Below are 17843 nucleotides of genomic sequence, written 5' to 3'. Positions count from 1 at the left end.
CCCCCTTTTTTCTTCTTTCTATAGGATATCCTATTACGGCATGTTTTTTTCTACCAACCGTTATCTTTCAACAAAAAAATACAATCTCCTTTTATTAGAGGCAATGACACAATAAAAAGAAGATTGCGAAAATAAAAAGGGAGCAAAAGCTCCCCTGTATAATCATTTACCTATATCGCCTCTTGATATGCTTGCAATACGGCGTTCTGAATTATTTCCCTTGCGGATGAATTTATCGGATGAGCAATATCCCTAAATTCACCGTCCGGAGTTTTTCTGCTGGGCATAGCCACAAACAAACCATTTTGTCCTTCAACCACTTTTACATCGTGGATAACAAATGCATCGTCCAGTGTTACTGAAACAATGGCCTTCATTTTGCCTTCCATGAGTACTTTACGTACCCGCACGTCAGTCACATGCAAAATTCTTCACCACCTTCCGCTGCATCAACTGCTGTTGGGCTACTAAATTCTGCAGCGAAAGTGAAAATCCTTCTTAATTGATAACTTTATTTAATAATTTTAGATCATTTTTTTGTATTATCTTAAAATATCTAACTCATACCCCATTTTACCCAAAGATTCGACAATTTGCGATATGTGCTCGGCATTCCTGGTCTCTAAAGAAATTTCAACCTCTGCTTGTTTTAACGGTACATTGGGCTTTATCCGATCGTGAACAATGGATATTACGTTTGCTTCTGAATCTGCAAGGGCAGATAGGAGTCTTTGTAAAGAACCAGGTTTATCGGTTAAGATTGTCTTAAATCTTAGATAACGTCCAGCCTTTACAAGACCTCTTTCTATAATTATCGAAATAACATTTACATCTATATTCCCACCGCTGATTATTACAGCAACCTTTTTACCATTGAGGTCACACTTTCTATGGAGTAATGCAGCTATACCCACTGCACCTGCACCCTCCACCATCAGTTTTGAACTTTCTAACAACATCAAAATGGCCCAGGCAATTTCTTCATCATCCACAGTGACGATTTGGTCCACATATTTGCGAACCATTTGAAAGGTAAGATCTCCGGGACGACGTACTGCAATGCCATCGGCAATGGTATTAGCAGATTTTAATTCATGAACTTCCCCGCTTTTGTAGGCCTCCAGCATACAGGGAGCACCAGCAGCCTCTACGCCGATGATTTGAATCTCGGGCCTTTGTTCTTTAACCGCACAGGCCACTCCTGCGATTAAACCACCCCCGCCAATGGGTACAACAATGGCATCTAAATCTGGTATCTCTTCTAATACTTCCAGACCTATGGTACCCTGGCCAGCAATCACCAACGGGTCATCAAAGGCATGTACAAAAACAGCATCATTTTCCTGTTGAATTTCCTGGGCTTTACGGAAGGCATCGTCGTAACCTTGTCCTGCAAGAACTACATTGGCCCCATAGGCTTTGGTACGCTCTACTTTAGTGATGGGAGCACCCTTAGGCATTACAATGGTGGCAGGAATGCCTGCTTGACTGGATGCAAAGGCTACTCCCTGGGCATGATTGCCTGCGGAAGCTGCCACCACTCCTTTACAGGACTCCTGAGCTAAGACAGCTATTTTATTATAGGCACCCCTCAACTTAAACGAACCAGTTTTTTGGAGGTTCTCCAGTTTTATAAATACATTTGCTCCTGTCATCTTACTAAGGACCTCAGAGGGCTCGAGAGGTGTTAACCGACTGACTCCCTTTAGCCGCTCTTTTGCTTCTAAAATGTTTTGCAAAGTTATCAGGTTATTATCCATGATCGCTGCTCCTCATAGTGCTAATACTTTTTATTTATCTTATTATTATTCAACCCCATATAGTTCATACTTAGCTACTTTACATCTTTCATATCCCAATGCCCGACATATTAGTTCCAGATCAGCTGGTTTATCAATATCCATTCCAACCTCGGGATAGGGGCAAATTATAGCTCTACCTCGAATATTAAGCATCTTAGATACCCTTTCCTGAGCCTCCTGTAATGTCAGAACTCTGAATAATAGCTTTAATAGGAGGGGTATACCTACCCGCCAAGCCAGAGCAAACACTTTCTTCCGTAAATCCACTAATTCCTGTCCTATGGTAAGACACCGCTCTACAACTCGAGGATTAACCAAAAAAAGATTCCCCCCCGTAAAAACCCCTTCTCTAAAAGAAACATAAGTCCTTTGGGCTCCGGGAAAAGCTTTCTCCACAGTTTCCCTAGGAATTAGAGGATAATAAAGATCATCTGTTAATTCCTTACAAAGCTCCAGAAACCCCGATATAGACTCTGACGTCAATAAGGGAATGTCCGAAGATGCCACTAAATAGTGGCTCTTCATCAGAGCATTACCCCGTTGTATGTTTTCTATCATAGTAAGACCAGACTCTACCCAAAGAACATCCGGTGGTAATTCTTTTTTTACTTCAGGGGGACCAACAACAACAATCCGCTGCACTTCATTACAGTTTCTTAGGGCACAAATGACGTACCAAAGCATTGGAAGTGGCCCTAACCTAATGAGTGCTTCGTAGGCTTCTGAGCTGTTATTTTTTAAATGTACATTATTCATACTGCCGGCCAAAACCAGCGCATCAATCATTTCTCTTTTGTGCCCCCTTGAGGGAATTTAGCATGATGTTTTCTGCACTGTAAATATGTTCTCTTGCTAAGTTCTGTGCCAACTCTACATTACGATCGGCAATGGCATCCACAATTTGACGGTGCTCTTCAATGGCATCTTTACTTCTACCTGGTTGGGATAAAGACACAGTCCGTACCCTCTGAATGATTTCCCTTAGGTGAGTAATAATAATTTGTAATCTTTCATTTCGGCTGGCCTTATATAATAATTCATGAAAATCGGTATCAGTTTCCACAATTTTGTTGATATCTTGTTTATTTGTCTGTTCAGAATAAGCCAATAACGACCTTTCCAATTCCTCAATTTCTTCATTGGTTGCCCTCTCTGCAGCTAACCCGGCTGCCAAGGCCTCCAATGATGCGCGAACTTCAAAAACATCTGTTACGTCTTTGAGAGAAATACCGGCAACATAGGCACCTTTACGCGGTATCATAACCACAAAGCCTTCCAACTCTAGCTTACGAATAGCTTCCCGCACAGGCGTCCGACTAACACCCATTTCCTCAGCCAGTTGAATCTCCATTAACCTCTCACCTGGTTCTAACTTACCAGAGAGGATCGCCTCTCGCAGGGTTTCAAAAACAATTTCCCTCAAAGGTTTATATGCATCAAGCTTTATTGGAGCTAATCTGCTATCACTCATAATATCTCCTGCCCCCTATTTTAATTACTTAATCTCTACATAATTTACACGTCTAATACGCAAAATCAAATCATACAAGTAGCCAATATTGTGCAGTTCGGAAGATGCATTTGATCTGCAATTTTATTAGCCCTTGCTAGATTTTCTGTTAAACCAAATACTGTAGGACCACTGCCAGACATTAGAGCCCCTTGGCAACCATAATCGATCAAATGCTTTTTTATCGAAATTAGTTCCGGATATAATTTTAACGTTACGCTTTCCAAGACATTTGCTAATTCTTTAGCTACATTGCAAAGATTATGCTCCTTCAGCGCTTCTATCATAATTTGAGTTTCCGGTCTCTTTCCTAGGTGTCCCATTCGAAGACCTTGATATACTTGAGCTGTACTTACACCAAAGGATGGTTTTACCAAGACCACGCCAAAGGGCGGTGCCGAATCCAATGGGGTAAGCTTTTCACCTATTCCCCGGGCAATAACAGTACCTCCCTCTAGGCAGAAGGGAACATCGGCACCTAGTTTAGCGGCTAATATCATTAGTTGTTCTTGACCTAGCCCTAAGTTCCAGAGTTTATTGAGACCCTTCAGTGCAGCTGCTGCATTGGTAGATCCTCCGGCTAAACCGGCAGCCACTGGTATGTTCTTATACAAACAGATGTTTGCACCAGCTTCAGGATGAGCAATTTGTTTCAACAGGTGTGCTGCCTTTAACACTAAGTTATCCTCCCCAGTGGTTACTGGGATTCCCGAAACAGATAAACTAACCCCTGTAGTTTGTGAATCAATTTCCAAAACATCATGCAAATCAATACTCTGCATAATCATTTCTACTTCGTGGTAACCATCGGGACGCCGGGCTAGAACATCCAATGTTAAATTTATTTTACCATGTGCCTTTAGCCTGATTCCCATGCGCCTATCTCCCCCTAAAGCAATTATATATTGCTATTCCCTAAATGAGGTGGGAAAACCTTCTTTTCCCCCTTCCTTTTGGCTGAGGAGATCCGCATATTAGCTGCGAAGGTTATTTTTACTATTATTTGCACTAAATAATTAAAAAATACCGCAACCCAACGGGCCCAAATCCTAAATTATTCATAATATAAAGTAATTGGGACATGAAAGGAGGTGGTTAGATGAATACCACCATGTTTTATCGGGCCGGCATTACATTACAGATTGATCCTAAACTAAGACAGTTGAATGTTTATATCGGTGATAAGTTGTCTAAATCTTACCCTGTTGGTGTGGGCAAGGTAACTACCCCTACTCCCGCTGGCGAATATAAGGTTATTAACAAGGTCACAAATCCTGGTGGCATATTGGGCACTCGTTGGTTGGGCTTAAATATTCCCGGAGGTAATTATGGAATCCATGGAACCAGTAATCCTTCTTCCATTGGTAAATATGTTTCCTTAGGTTGCATCCGTATGCATAATAAGAATGTAGAAGATCTTTTCCCTCAGGTTCCTATAGGTACTATGGTTGAAATTAAAGCAGTTCAAGGTTATAACCAAAAAGTATTGGTATCCCCTTCAGCTCCAGGCAGCGGTCCCCCCCTAGATCATTCGGCCTATACAGTTCAAGCTGGCGATACCCTATGGAAAATTGCTCATAAATACCATATAACAACGGAAAAACTCCTTGCCATTAATACTATCCCTAACCCTAATATGCTAGAGGTAGGACAAATAATTTTTCTTCCATAGTAAGTTGTTTTTTATAAAGACTTAATGATTTGGTCATTTACCTTTCATTAAGTCTTTATATTTTTTTGCACGTTCGTTAGAAAAATTTGTCCACATTATGGCTATCAAAGGCATTAAATTTTGTCAACATGGTTAACCAATATATGTCAATTAACTGTACATCAATGGTTAATAATAAAATTTTAAATTTATCGAATTTTGCAGGATTTTTGGTCACTCCGGAAGAATATATATCCACCGTATAAATACATTCTTTAATTAAGGTAGGTGGACTTATTTATGGATTTTGCAACTCTAATTAGTGACATCAACAGTTTTGTCTGGGGTCCTTATATGCTGGCTCTACTGGTTGGTACAGGCATATATTTGACCCTACGGTTGGGTTTTCTTCAAGTAAGAACCCTGCCCTACGCCTTAAAACTAGCTTTTTCCCCAAACAAGCAGGATAAAACGTCGGAAGGTGATATCTCTCACTTCCACGCCCTGATGACAGCTCTAGCTGCCACCATTGGTACAGGTAATATTGCCGGGGTAGCAACCGCCGTCTTTACTGGTGGACCAGGGGCGGTTTTTTGGATGTGGGTAACAGCGTTCTTTGGTATGGCTACCAAGTATTCCGAAGCAATATTAGCAGTTAAATACCGCACTGTGGATGAAAAGGGAGAAATGGCCGGTGGCCCTATGTATTATATTGAGCGGGGCTTGAAATTGAAATGGTTGGGTTGGATCTTTGCTCTCTTTGGTTCCCTCGCCGCCTTTGGCATAGGTAACATGACACAAACCAACTCAGTGGCCCTTGCTATGAATGGTACCTTTGGCGTCAGCCCCATTGTTACTGGTATTATTTTAGCAATTCTTACTGGCGCCGTTGTCCTTGGCGGTATTCGAAGTATTGGCCGGGTAACTGGTTTTGTAGTTCCTTTCATGGCTATTTTCTATGTATTGGGCGGTCTAGCAATTATTGCCATGAACTTGGATAAACTGGTTCCAGCAATTTCTTTAATATTAACAGACGCCTTTACTGGTCAAGCAGTGGCCGGCGGTGCACTAGGTACTGTAATCCGTTATGGTGTAGCCCGTGGAGTATTCTCTAATGAAGCTGGTTTAGGTTCTGCTCCCATTGCTGCTGCTGCTGCAAAAACTGACCACCCTGGGCGCCAGGCACTGGTATCTATGACTGGTACTTTTCTGGATACAATTATCGTCTGCTCAATTACCGGTATCGTATTAACAATGTCCGGTCTTTATACCGGCGAAGTATCAGGTGCTGAACTTACCATTGCTGCCTTTGACTCTTTCCTCCCCGGTATGGGTAAATATATCGTCAGTATCGGTCTTATTTTCTTTGCCTACTCCACAGTTTTAGGATGGTCCTATTACGGCGAAAAATGTTTCCAATATATCTTTAGTCGCAGTGCCGTTAAATACTATCGTTACGCCTTTGTTATTGCAGCGTTTATTGGCTGCACCTTGGAATTAGAACTGGTTTGGAATATTGCCGATACATTAAATGGTGCTATGGCTATTCCTAACCTCATTGGCTTGCTCGGTCTTTCTGGTATAATTGCTGCTGAAACAAAAGATTTCATGGCCATAAGAAAACGTGAGCTTCAAGCCGAACGTTCCGGTAAAAGGGTAAGTGCATAAAAAATAATCACCCTTACGCTTGTAAGGGTGATTATTTTTTTAACAACAAGAAGGCTCCACTAGCCATCAAAAGTGTGCCGCCCACATGATACCAATTAAAGGGTATTCTCTGAAAACCAAAAAGTCCAAGGTGATCAATGGCCGCGGCAGTAAGCACTTGCCCAACAATAATAGCTGTGGTTGCAGAAGCTACTCCGACAAGGGGCATGCTCCTTGCAACCATATAAATAATGATGACACTTAATAAACCACCCAAATATGTATACCAGGGTGCACTTACCCATTTGTCTAAATCGCAGGCTCCCAAACGACAGACAAAAACCAATATACCGACAAACAGCGTTCCAACGGCATGAACTATAAAGGTCGTTTCCCATAACCCCACTACCTTCCCTAAGGCTGAGTTCAATGTCCCTTGCAAGGCCATGGTAAGTCCTGATGTCGCAGCAATAATAAGTGCTAAAAGCTTTCCGTCCATTTATACCTCCATCATTAAGTGGCTAGCCTTTACTTTTTACTTAATTAACCGTACGTTACTTAAAATCACAAACACTGAATAAAAATACAAACAGGCCATGGGCCGTGGGCCTTGTGCCGTGGGCCATTAAGACCCCTTAGCAAAACATGCACAAAAAACCCAAGGCCCATGGCACAAGGCCTTTCCCAAGCTATTTTAAAACTGATGGCTGAAGGCTGCTAGCTAACGGCCAACAGCTAATGTTTTACTTCTATACTAAGATATCATGCCCTAGTGATCTTAGGGTACCACGCAAATAATCCGTGTGAATGGCTCCAGGATCAAAATCGACGGTTACAGAACTTTCCTCAAGATTCACAATAACCTTATCGACCCCGTCAATTTGAGATAGGTAAGTCTCTATCTCTTGTTTATCGTGCTGGCCTCCCTGTAAGCCACCAATTTTAAAGGTTTTACTTATATTCTGATGGTCCTGTATATTTGCCTCAGTCAATGCTGTCACCTCCTGACTTATTCTTTATTTTCTGCCAAAAATCAGGTCATTATACAAATAATCAACCCCCGCAGTATTTAACCTGGCCGGGGGCGATAATATATTCTTTGCAATTTTTATGCCCCCGGGTAAGATTTTAATGAAAGATCAACCCTCACAATACCAGCACCAGTAGATTTACTACCCTTTCCTTGAAGTCCTTTAGCCCCAGTCAACAACCTTCGTATCACCATTTGATTATCTTCCTCAGGGTATTTTGCTTTTAACAACGCAGCAGCCCCGGTTATATGTGCTGTTGCCATGGAACTACCACTTAATCTCACATATGTGCCCCAACGATAAGTTGATAAAATATTGCTACCTGGGGCCAATAAATCCACCTCCGGTCCACTGCTACTGAAGTCAGCTATTTTCCCCTTTGCATCCATTGCAGCAACACTTATTGTTTCCTTAAACACCGCTGGGTAATCAACAGTACCGGGGCCTCCATCATTCCCCGCCGCAGCCACAATTAATAGACCTCGTCGGCGGGCTTCCCTAACTGCTTCCTCCAATGCTCGACTGTACTTATCAGTACCAAAACTCAGATTGGCAATTTTAATGTGGTTTTCGAGACACCAGTGTAGGGCATTAATAACATTCAGTATTGTGCCGTCACCCCACTGGTCCAATACTTTCACGGCATATATTTCAGCCTCCGGAGCCACACCTAAAATTCCTTTGCCAATGTTTGCTGCAGCTATAGTCCCCGCAACATGGGTACCGTGACCATTATCATCATAGACAGGTGAACCTGGAGAAATAAGATTGATACCTCCCCGAAAATTTTTTCTCAAGTTAGGGTGGTTTATATCAATTCCACTGTCAATAACCGCAATCTTAACCCCCTGCCCCCTGGTCTCCTGCCAACATACATCAGACCCAATATAATGAACGCCCCAGGGAATTACTTGCTCCGAATAAGTCTTAAAATTAATGGGTGCCCAAGGTACCAAACTTACTTTAAAATTTTCTTCAACCGCCACAACTCCACCGGTGGAAAGAATTTCCTGGTCAGTAATATCCGACGGTAAAGTACATATCAACCCGTTAACATTTGGCAGAGTGCGCACATCCTGTGCACCCATCCAATTTATCAAACCCATATGGGGTGGGGTCAATTTTCCCCGGTGGAGACGATCTCTGAACAAGATTATTCTTACTCGGTTTTTTTACCACCCATAACCTCATCCCCTCTTACCACCTACACCCCTTATTCGTCCTTCTTTTCTTCGGGTTTATTTTGTATATTGGATGGATTACTCTCTACCTGTTCGGTGCCTAGCAAACCTTGCAGCAGACCCCCCAATGGTGCTAAAACACTGACTAAATCCACCTGCTCTTTGGAAGACCTAGTACCACCTTGACGCTCAGGTGTCTTTACAGTGGTTACAATGGTGTCAAACATCACCCCAAGACTACCAGCAACAATATCCATAACCTTGCCTGTAACCTTAACACCTTTGATAATCTTTCTTACTGTATCCTCTACGGGAACTTCTTCTTTTTTGGAAACCGCTGGTTGATCTGATAAACGTTCCAAAACTTGGCTTAACTTAGCTAGCTGATCATTCAACTGTTGTTCAGCTTGTCGTTGTAGTTCCACCCTAGAGAGAATACTGACCAGTTTATCCATGTTTCCCAGCACACCGGAAACCTGGTCCAGTTCACTGCTCTTCTGGAAATGAATATTTTCCATTCTAGAGACCAGCTGCTCTAGGTTGCTAGCGAGCCGGTTGCTGGATCTTTCTCCCACCTTGATCAACTCCTTTTTTTACTCTCCTTACTGTACCTTTGTGTCGGGTGGAAAAGGGCTACACGAGGATGTAGCCCCTTCCCTCATAAAGGATACAAAACTTTTGTTTTGGTAGTTTAGCACCAGCAAAAGCAGCAGCAGAAGATAGCCAGAGCTAGGAATAGATACAGACCGAGCAGGTGGTAAGGTAAAATGCCGCAGAATACGAGTGCTATGCCAATAATGAATAGAGCTAGGAGCAGGCAGCAGCAAAGACCTAAATTTCCACCATAACCTCCACTTACCTTTTCCTTAATGCCTTCTAATACGTTGGACATCCAATATTCCTCCTTATGTTAAAATCTTTGAACGATATCCCGGGACCGTCCTTACATTAAATTATGAGAAAGAGAGACTTTGTGTTACAGAGTTTAGAGACAAATTTTGCATTGCAAAGTAAAAAAGGGTAGCCCTAGGGCCCCCTTTTTTGATAAAATAGTATTTTATTACTCGCCCATGACCCTCAGTCACAAACCACTGATAAAAATACAGTTGGCCATGGGTCTTTTCTAGGTTTTAAAGCTGAAGGCTGAAGTCTAATGGCTGACGGCTAAAATATTCCGGGCAAACTTGACAAATTTAAACCTGTTGACTTTGTTACTTCTTCCTTGGCCTTCTCCTTACTCTCAATTTGCGCTTGGTTATAGGCTTCTGTAATCATCTGTCCCAGAGCTTCAGATTCTAGGGAGAATATGCGATCGGGATCAAACCTTACAGCAAGAATACTTTGTTGCCCATTCATAATAACCTTAACTAAACCATCCCCAGCTGTTCCTTCCACTGTCATATCTTTAAGAAGCTGTTGTAAATTTTGAAGTTGGCCAACAATTTTGGTCATATTACCAAACACAGACTCACCTCCGTTACCCTTTAAACATATTAATAAAGTTTCCTACATTAATGCCGGTTAATTTGGCCACTTCTTCTTGTACCTTATTTCTACTCTCTTGTTGCGCCAACTTAATCCCTTCTACTACCAAATCTTCTAACTGGGCCACATCTCCTGTGAGGATATCAGGGGAAATTTTAACATTAATTAATTGTTGATTTCCATTCATAGTAACAGTAATATTGCCCTCTCCAGCAATAGCCTCAACTTGTATTTGTTTTAAACTTTCTTGCATATTCTGTACCTGGGAAAGCATACCACCTAGGTTTCCGAACAATTAAACACACCTCCCTAAAATGAAGATGATGGAGAACCAAACCGGGGATCCCATTTTAACATCCCCCTGGGGGTAGGCCCTGTCTCTTTCCTCTGCCCTTCATTAGTCTGTCTCGGTTTCTCCTCGGACCTTTCTGTTTTTTCCCCCTTAGCTGCTTGCTCAGCGGTTTTTTCGGCAGGTCTTCTGGGTCCTAACATATTAGCTAACATCGCCATTAAGGCTGCAGGGTTATTTCCCCCGCCGCCAGGTCCACCTAACATGCCCGCAAGGGTTGCCAACATTGCTGGGTCTAGCCCCTGCTTATTGTTAGACTCTCCACTTCCTTCTGTTTTGCCAGGCCCCCCTAACATGCTGGCCAAAGCAGCAATTAAACCCGGATCAATACCCCCAGAATTACCCTGGGGATTTACTGAATTACTCGCAGAACCGCCCAATACTCCGGCCATTTGGCTTGCTAGATCCCCAGTACCCCGAACTTTTTGTCCTTCGGGTAAAATCTTGTTCATACAATTAACAATACCTAGTAGATTCATCAATGCTAACATAATCATGGTACTGTTCTCATCTGCTCCCTGCTGTGCTTGAAAGTGAAGCAACTTAAACATGGAATCTTCTAACCCCAGGTGCAATGCATCCGTGGCTGATTTAAGAGGCTGATTACCCTGTTCTGGTACATTTGTTTCAATATTGCTATTCAACTCTTCCCCCCCTTTATAAAAATAATTGGCTAGTAAACAAACAAACTACCGTTATAATATATGTGCAAAAAATATATTAGTGACTTCTGGAATCACTCTTAGTTCCTGGTATAAACAGTAAAGCCACCCGATTTCTGGGCGGCTTTACTCATACTGTACTTAGGCACCTCGAACAATTAAAGTAGCATCATCAATTCTAACAAAGGATCCGGTGTCTCCACCTTCTCTAGTAAATACAATAGAAACATTACCCGACACTGCACCTTCTGGAGCAGCATTGGAGGTAACACACTTTCTAGTCCAGGTTCCGTTAATTTCTGTTTCTTGGAAAGTAGTTACTTGTGAAGAATTAATCTCCTGACCAGTCTCATTGTAGAAGGCAATTCTGGCATCAACTCTGTAGTTTTCGACTATACCAGTGGGCACCACATCCTGAATATAGAAGCAGAATTCATATCGCAACCCAGGACGAATAACTTCATTGGGAATGCTCTGTACCAAGGAAGCTGTTTCAGCAGTAGGATTGATGCAGTCGGACGTAGCTGGACCCCCTAAGCCAACAGAAAATGAACCGTTACCATTTCTGCCTGGTTCACCGGGTGCTACGTTGGAAGTTTGCCACACATCCAGTACACAACCAGAGAAGGCTTCAAAGCCAGTGTTTGACAGTACTTGTTGACCCACAATATCCTGATCAGGCAAACAGGTTTGAATAAATATTTGCTGATCTTCAGTAATTTTAAGCACAAAGCTTACTGTGGCAGTTTGATTAATACGGACTGGACGTGGCATATCAAAGGCAATGTCAACGTCTACGTCCTTAAATTCTATATCAGTATTGCCAGGATTCATAACCGGCAGCGGTGGATCCAATTTCACTGTTTTGGTAAAGGGGATATCTTCGCCTAGGTGACGTACGTCGTCATCCCTATTGACATAATAAATTTGCTTGTGGATAGTTCCGTGCACAGTGATGCTTCTAAGTTCCCTCGGACCGCATTCCTTTTCATAGGGATGCACACTGGTCTTGGGGCTACTGCAGAAATTATTAATAAAATTAGGAACTCTACCAGGGGCTATAACATTCTGACGAAAACCATTCAGGTTATTAGGACTAATGAACCCGCCGTAAACAGCATCTGCCTCCAAGTCTCTGACAACTACATCAATATGATCAATCTTTTTGGCTAATTCATCGAGACAAGTGGTATTGTCTACAATAATAGAATCTGTAACATCGGCTATAACAATCGGCAGCTTAACTAAAACACATCCGGTGAAACCGTTAGGCATTTTTTGACTACCTCCTTAAATTTAATAAGAGTTATATTTAACCCTTTGCTTCGCAAGGAATCCTAATAACATCCCCCACATTCAAAACGTTGGGGTTCGTGATTTGTGGGTTGGCGGCTAGAATTGCCTGTACGGTAGTTCCATAACGTTGCGCAAGTTTTGCTAAAGTATCTCCTCTGGCAATGGTATAGTTAAAGGTTGTTCCAGGAACACAGGGTGTACTCGGGGGCTCTGTGGTTGGGGGTTCTGTTGTGGGCGGCACAGTAGGTCTAGGGGTAAAACCAATAACTACGTCTTGCTCCACAGTTTCGGTTACCCTAGCACATACATTTAATACCGCTTCAATCAAGAGTTCACAATCTCTTTCTAGTTTTACATTAGCCCATTCAACCTCTACATCAATATCTGCCTCATTGCCTGGACGTGCCCCAGGTACGTCGATAAAGGTTTTAAAATCAACTTCCCTGTGAATTGTATGCAAAGATTTTCTTTCATTCATAGCAATGTATAGAATCTCAAATTCAATGGTGCCCTTAATGAGTACCTTATCCTGAATGATATCGACATCCCGGATCTCAACATCCCCTACGGTAATTTCCCTTACCTTATCAACATCGGGTTTTCCCGCAGGAATTTCCCTAGCATCCCTAATGATAACCTGTTTACACTCTTCAGCCACTAGACTTTCCATATCCAGTGTTACAGTATCAGTGTCTGCCCCCTCAATGGCAGTAACAACATCCACTTCTCTATCTTCTACTACACGCACTCTGACTTTGAGTACAATTAGAGGAGATAACTTGCAGTCAGTTACATCAGTAACATCTAGGCTGCAAGATTCTACCAGTGCGTCCACATAGGCTTCCATCCCCTGTTCCGCACCTTCTACTTCTACAAAATTACTAAATTTAAAGGTTTTTTCGAAGGAATGAACACCAAATTTATCATCCTTTGATTTATCGAATCCATGCCCATGCTTATCCTTTTGCCATTCCCCGTGGCCTGGTTTTCCCTTATGGTCATTTTTCTCAACTGCATAAAGGCATTCCATATCGACTTCGCCATCAAAAAGTATCTTATTCCTGATAACTCTAACCTTAGTTATTTCTACATCGCACATACACTTAAGAACGTCAGTAATAAGGAAATCTCTTTCATCAGGTATGTCAAATTCATCATCTATCAAAATTTGTTTGATATTGCTGCCCACTACCTGCTCCAAACTCATTCTTTCTGTTTCACAGGTAAAACCATTGGGACATTCGATAACTGCATCAACTTCACGATCCTCGGTAACCTTGGCAGTAATCTGAAGCACAGCCACAAGTTCATATTCGCATTCACGAGTTAGTTTTAGGCTAAAGTCCTCAACCACAAATTCAATTTCCGCATCCATACCCGGCCGAGCACCTTCCACCTCAACAAAATCAGTGAACTCAATCTCTTCATCGAATGAGTGAACAGACTGATCCTTTTCAAAGGCGGTGTATAAAACTCTGAAACGCAGTTTTCCTTCTACGATGACCTTATTGGGGATAACTTCAGCTTTTTTTAATCTTACTCTTGTGTCGATGGAAAGAGTCTCTTCAATATCCGGGTAACCATAGGGTAGTTTAACGGTAGCTCGGATAATATTTTGTTCAGTGTTTTCTCCAATGAGCTGCTTGACCCTGATCCTTTCTGTCTCAAACTGTTGATTTTGGTTTTCATCATTATTCTGTCGGAACTTTAGCTTGGGTCTTTTTCTCATGATCATCAATCTTAGCCTCCTTTCAAGGTATCTCCTTAATATATATATTGGATTGTCTGGAGAAATGTGCTGAAATTGTGGTCAATCCTTAAGAAAATGCAAAAAAACGGGAGGAAATTTTTCCTCCCGTTTCCCTTTTATGGAACAAGGCATTGTACAGGCTATTTTGTTGTCCAATTATCTAATTAGTTTTTATATAGACAATTACCGTCGAGCAAATTCCTGAACCCAGATATAACCATAGCCACTATAGCTTTGATATACGCCTACACCGATTTCATTGTATTTAGCATTTAATATATTGGCACGGTGACCTGAGCTATTCATCCAGTCCTGCATAACTTGCTCCGGGGTTTTTTGACCCATAGCAATATTCTCCCCAGCTGCTAGGTAGCTGATACCAAATTTGCGCATCATATCAAAGGGAGAGCCATAATTAGGAGAAGTGTGGGAAAAATACCTGCTCTGGTACATATCCTGTGCTTTTGCCTGAGCAACTTTAGTCAAGTCTTCTTTAGCTACCAGAGGCTGCAATCCATACTTAGCCCGTTCAGCATTTACTAGGTTCACTACTTGCTTTTGGAAATCATTCATAAAGGAAGTAGGTTCCTGGGGTACTGGCTGTGGCTCTGGTTGTGGCTCTGGCTCTGGCTGTGGAGCCGCCGGCTCAGGCTGAGGAGTTGGCTCCGGTTGGGGAACTGGTTGCTCTGGTTTCTCAATAGGTTCAGTTATGGGTTTATAACCTAACAATTGAACACAGATCTTACCACTGCTAGTATCCATAAAAGCTAACCCAATTCTGTTATATTTTGCATTTAAAATTGAGCGGCTGCCATAATATACTAACTGCTTTTGCACCATGGTTGCAACATCATTACTACGTACAATAGTTTGTCCAATGGTACTATAACCACCGCTTTTAGCAATATCTAGCAACATGGTTGAACTGGGACTCTGACCGGTTCTTTGGTAGTATTCAAGATTCTTGGCAGCTTGCAGTGAAAGCTGCTGGTCTACCATTAGTGCTGTAAGACCGGCTTTACTACGGGCTTCATTAATCAGCCTAACCATTTCTTGGCTGTCATCGGTGGCTGCCCTAGCTGACTGTGCCGTCATAAGAGACAGCATAAGGGTAAATAGGAACACGGTAACCAGGTACACAGAAAAATTCTTTAAGCGATACTGCATTTCTTTTCTCCTTTCCTTTTTGCCTCCGGAGTTAGCTGACGGGTTCGGGCAAGGAAAACCCTACCTAAAAGGATTCACCCCCATAAACGGTTCCTCCGTACCTCAAGGGATTCGGCATTTCTGTTACATGGCATCTGTGCCTGTCCTAAATAATACATAAAAATACCTGATTTTACAAAAGTCGTAATACCTGGTAATAAATTATTTAATTAGCTAGAAGATGTGTACAAACATTTTTTTGGTTGTAAACTCATTTTAAAACATATATACCATTTTTTTACACGAAACAAAAGCCCCACGTTCTTCGTCGCGGGGCTTTCCTTCCTAAAACTCAACATTTAGTTTATCTAACACCATCTGAATATGATTGAAGACAGTTACTCGGTCGGACCCTGCGAACAATAAACCAACTGCTCTGTTCCCTTCAGTAAGTACTAAGGAGCCGCTATCTCCGCCCTGAGATTTCATATCACAAATTACTTGGTTACTGAAATAAGCATTATTATTATCATCCATTTTAACTTGCATCGTGGTACCTATGGCAGTAACTACCCCAGAGGTGATTCCTGTTGTTCTGCCACTCTTAAATACCTTCATACCAGGTTTAGCCTCTGCAACACCTTGTATCTTTCCAAAGCCAATAATATCATCGTTAATCATATCTGGATTCAGGGGTCGGGCAACTGCACAATCCACATGGTTTGCAACCCCTTCTCTTTTAAAAAATTTCAAATCGTAATTGGGCCGGATGGCGTGAACAAACATGTTTGCAATACGGGATGCCCCATTGGCTATGGGGCAAGTAGCAGGTGCTTCTCCCTTTTGGATCGGAATATATCTTAATAGTGTTGCTATTCGGTCATTCTTTGTTCCACCGTCATATTCACCAGGTTGTAAAATTAGGTCTCCCGGAGCAGACCGACCATCTTTACCATCCGTAGCATTGGCTAAAATATGGTTGTTCGAAAGGATAAGTGGTTCACCAGTGGTGCGATCCCTTACCACTGCTCCAAAGGTGCCGGCCGTAACTCGATAGTGCCCCAGACTTAGACCAGGGCGGGCTGGTCTAACATGCTTTTTTCTATCATCTTCCAAAAAACGTATTTCTCCAACTTCAATAACATCTGTCTCTAAACCATTAATTTTATAGGGTACTAGTTCCTCACGACTTAAAGTTTCAGCACCTTCTTTTTTCGATACAAAGATAATAATTGCCTTTTGTTCCGTTCTTTCCAAACCCACATGTTTATAGCCCACACCAACACCAACAACATTTTTAATACCTAGTAAACGCCATTTGGCTTTTTCAACGGCTTTCAAAAAGTTTACCATAAAGGAAATCCCTCCCTAAAATGTCCTAGATCATCATATGCTAGACTTTAGGAAGGGGTACTATGGTTTTAATATTCCGTTCTAGGTACGCCTAATCGATGTTTTCCTCTAGTTTCTACACCACCTATACCATCAAAGCCAGTAATGGTACTTTTAATAATATCCCGAATGGCAATTGGATCATGAATTGATGTATATGCTATCTTTTCTACCACAAACACCGGATCAAAGGCATGAATCAATACCCGTTTTGGTGAACTTGCAAAATTGGCACCAGCACTTAAGACAGCTTCATAACAAGACTGGCAGGCACCGGCAAAAATCACTAAATCATCCCTACTTTTTTCAAAGGTGCGGGCAATTTTTACGGCCTCAATAAAGTATTTTGAGTTATGGTAATTATTTACGTCAGTCAGATCCTTGGCTCCTTTTTTTAAACCGTCATGCCCGGTCAGTACTAAAATATCAGGGTAATGTTTTTCTAGAAGAGCTAGCACTCTTTTGGGCTGTTCCTCTTCATCAATAGCATACCCGAAAGCTGGTATAGAAAGATTTCGATAGGTGGTCATGCATAATTCTAAATAATCTTTATCTCCGTCCAGATGGAGTACTGTACCGGGCACATCAAAACCCTCAATGTCATTATCGTCCCCTTTGTCCGATTGAGCAGCCCTATTCATACATAATCCATCGGTACATCTTTTAATTCGGTCTTTGCGTTCATCCATGCGTCTTTGCATAACCCGATTCATTACTTCTTCGTTCTTTTTTATAGTTTGGGTCCAATATTTTGCCACATCTTTTACATCCACTTTAATCAGGTCATCTACTAACGAACTAGCAAATAACCTTATATCCAGTCCCTTGAGGACTGCGTAATCTTTACCGTCTGGCCCCCGGTAAACGCTGTTAACCTTAAAAAAAACATCGTTGCCATAGGATCTACGAGCAACAATATCGCCCTCTTTAATTTTTGACAC

Annotated in this window: 20 protein-coding genes and 1 riboswitch; of the genes, 2 read left to right on the top strand and 18 right to left on the bottom strand. The window is 41.9% G+C overall.

The window, feature by feature from the left end; genetic code table 11:
• Positions 1-170 precede the first annotated feature (170 nt).
• The 5 genes from spoVG to ispE all read right to left on the bottom strand — a co-directional run bounded on the left by spoVG (position 171) and on the right by ispE (position 4187).
• Positions 171-425 carry a septation regulator SpoVG gene (gene spoVG / locus ACYQ03_RS02330; protein ID WP_333529973.1) on the bottom strand — a complete coding sequence of 85 codons (255 nt, stop codon included), beginning with the start codon at positions 423-425 and terminating at the stop codon, positions 171-173.
• A 117-nt stretch (positions 426-542) separates the two neighbouring features.
• Complete coding sequence (ilvA, locus tag ACYQ03_RS02325) at positions 543-1760, bottom strand: threonine ammonia-lyase (RefSeq protein WP_459907325.1); 1218 nt, start codon at positions 1758-1760, stop codon at positions 543-545.
• Positions 1761-1805: 45 nt separating this feature from the next.
• Positions 1806-2588: an NTP transferase domain-containing protein gene (locus ACYQ03_RS02320; protein ID WP_459907323.1), complete on the bottom strand. Its 783-nt coding sequence runs from the start codon at positions 2586-2588 to the stop codon at positions 1806-1808.
• On the bottom strand, positions 2581-3273 hold the full coding sequence (locus ACYQ03_RS02315) for a GntR family transcriptional regulator (RefSeq protein ID WP_459907321.1): 693 nt from the start codon (positions 3271-3273) through the stop codon (positions 2581-2583). The genes ACYQ03_RS02320 and ACYQ03_RS02315 overlap by 8 nt, the downstream gene beginning before the upstream one ends.
• A gap of 65 nt (positions 3274-3338) precedes the next feature.
• Positions 3339-4187 (bottom strand): 4-(cytidine 5'-diphospho)-2-C-methyl-D-erythritol kinase, encoded by an 849-nt coding sequence (ispE, locus tag ACYQ03_RS02310; protein ID WP_459907320.1) that lies wholly within the window; start codon positions 4185-4187, stop codon positions 3339-3341.
• A 224-nt stretch (positions 4188-4411) separates the two neighbouring features.
• On the opposite strand from ispE, the gene ACYQ03_RS02305 reads away from it, so the two are divergent.
• Together ACYQ03_RS02305 and ACYQ03_RS02300 are read left to right on the top strand one after the other, a co-directional pair.
• A complete protein-coding gene (locus tag ACYQ03_RS02305; protein ID WP_459907318.1) occupies positions 4412-4984 on the top strand; it encodes a L,D-transpeptidase family protein in 573 nt (190 codons plus the stop codon).
• Between the two features lie 279 nt (positions 4985-5263).
• Positions 5264-6631: an alanine/glycine:cation symporter family protein gene (locus ACYQ03_RS02300; RefSeq protein ID WP_459907316.1), complete on the top strand. Its 1368-nt coding sequence runs from the start codon at positions 5264-5266 to the stop codon at positions 6629-6631.
• Positions 6632-6662: 31 nt separating this feature from the next.
• Here ACYQ03_RS02300 and ACYQ03_RS02295 read toward each other — a convergent pair whose 3' ends face one another.
• The 13 genes from ACYQ03_RS02295 to yabG form a co-directional block, all read right to left on the bottom strand.
• Positions 6663-7109, bottom strand: a complete 447-nt coding sequence (locus tag ACYQ03_RS02295) for a DMT family transporter (protein ID WP_459907314.1) — start codon at positions 7107-7109, stop codon at positions 6663-6665.
• Positions 7110-7359: 250 nt separating this feature from the next.
• Positions 7360-7611, bottom strand: a complete 252-nt coding sequence (locus ACYQ03_RS02290; protein ID WP_459907312.1) for a heavy-metal-associated domain-containing protein — start codon at positions 7609-7611, stop codon at positions 7360-7362.
• A gap of 107 nt (positions 7612-7718) precedes the next feature.
• Complete coding sequence (locus ACYQ03_RS02285; protein WP_459907310.1) at positions 7719-8714, bottom strand: S8 family peptidase; 996 nt, start codon at positions 8712-8714, stop codon at positions 7719-7721.
• A 140-nt stretch (positions 8715-8854) separates the two neighbouring features.
• Positions 8855-9340: a hypothetical protein gene (locus ACYQ03_RS02280; RefSeq protein WP_459907308.1), complete on the bottom strand. Its 486-nt coding sequence runs from the start codon at positions 9338-9340 to the stop codon at positions 8855-8857.
• A gap of 173 nt (positions 9341-9513) precedes the next feature.
• The gene (locus ACYQ03_RS02275) at positions 9514-9714 is read right to left on the bottom strand and encodes a hypothetical protein (RefSeq protein WP_333529983.1); all 201 of its coding nucleotides are present in this window, start codon (positions 9712-9714) and stop codon (positions 9514-9516) included.
• Positions 9715-9986: 272 nt separating this feature from the next.
• Positions 9987-10286: a YbaB/EbfC family nucleoid-associated protein gene (locus ACYQ03_RS02270; protein WP_459907306.1), complete on the bottom strand. Its 300-nt coding sequence runs from the start codon at positions 10284-10286 to the stop codon at positions 9987-9989.
• A gap of 13 nt (positions 10287-10299) precedes the next feature.
• Entirely contained in the window at positions 10300-10602 is a 303-nt protein-coding gene (locus ACYQ03_RS02265) for a YbaB/EbfC family nucleoid-associated protein (protein WP_459907305.1), read from the bottom strand.
• 14 nt (positions 10603-10616) lie between these two features.
• Positions 10617-11300 (bottom strand): hypothetical protein, encoded by a 684-nt coding sequence (locus ACYQ03_RS02260; RefSeq protein ID WP_459907303.1) that lies wholly within the window; start codon positions 11298-11300, stop codon positions 10617-10619.
• 159 nt (positions 11301-11459) lie between these two features.
• Positions 11460-12593, bottom strand: a complete 1134-nt coding sequence (locus ACYQ03_RS02255) for a DUF3794 domain-containing protein (RefSeq protein ID WP_459907301.1) — start codon at positions 12591-12593, stop codon at positions 11460-11462.
• Positions 12594-12630: 37 nt separating this feature from the next.
• Positions 12631-14349 carry a DUF3794 and LysM peptidoglycan-binding domain-containing protein gene (locus ACYQ03_RS02250; protein WP_459907438.1) on the bottom strand — a complete coding sequence of 573 codons (1719 nt, stop codon included), beginning with the start codon at positions 14347-14349 and terminating at the stop codon, positions 12631-12633.
• Positions 14350-14547: 198 nt separating this feature from the next.
• Positions 14548-15531 carry a CAP domain-containing protein gene (locus tag ACYQ03_RS02245; RefSeq protein ID WP_459907300.1) on the bottom strand — a complete coding sequence of 328 codons (984 nt, stop codon included), beginning with the start codon at positions 15529-15531 and terminating at the stop codon, positions 14548-14550.
• Between the two features lie 5 nt (positions 15532-15536).
• A riboswitch (cyclic di-AMP (ydaO/yuaA leader) is annotated at positions 15537-15658 on the bottom strand.
• Between the two features lie 197 nt (positions 15659-15855).
• Complete coding sequence (locus ACYQ03_RS02240) at positions 15856-16863, bottom strand: chymotrypsin family serine protease (protein WP_459907299.1); 1008 nt, start codon at positions 16861-16863, stop codon at positions 15856-15858.
• A gap of 68 nt (positions 16864-16931) precedes the next feature.
• The gene (yabG, locus tag ACYQ03_RS02235; RefSeq protein WP_459907297.1) at positions 16932-17843 is read right to left on the bottom strand and encodes a sporulation peptidase YabG; all 912 of its coding nucleotides are present in this window, start codon (positions 17841-17843) and stop codon (positions 16932-16934) included.

The sequence above is a fragment of the Desulfotomaculum defluvii genome, assembly GCF_054657375.1.
This window is presented reverse-complemented; position numbering and strand designations above follow the sequence as displayed.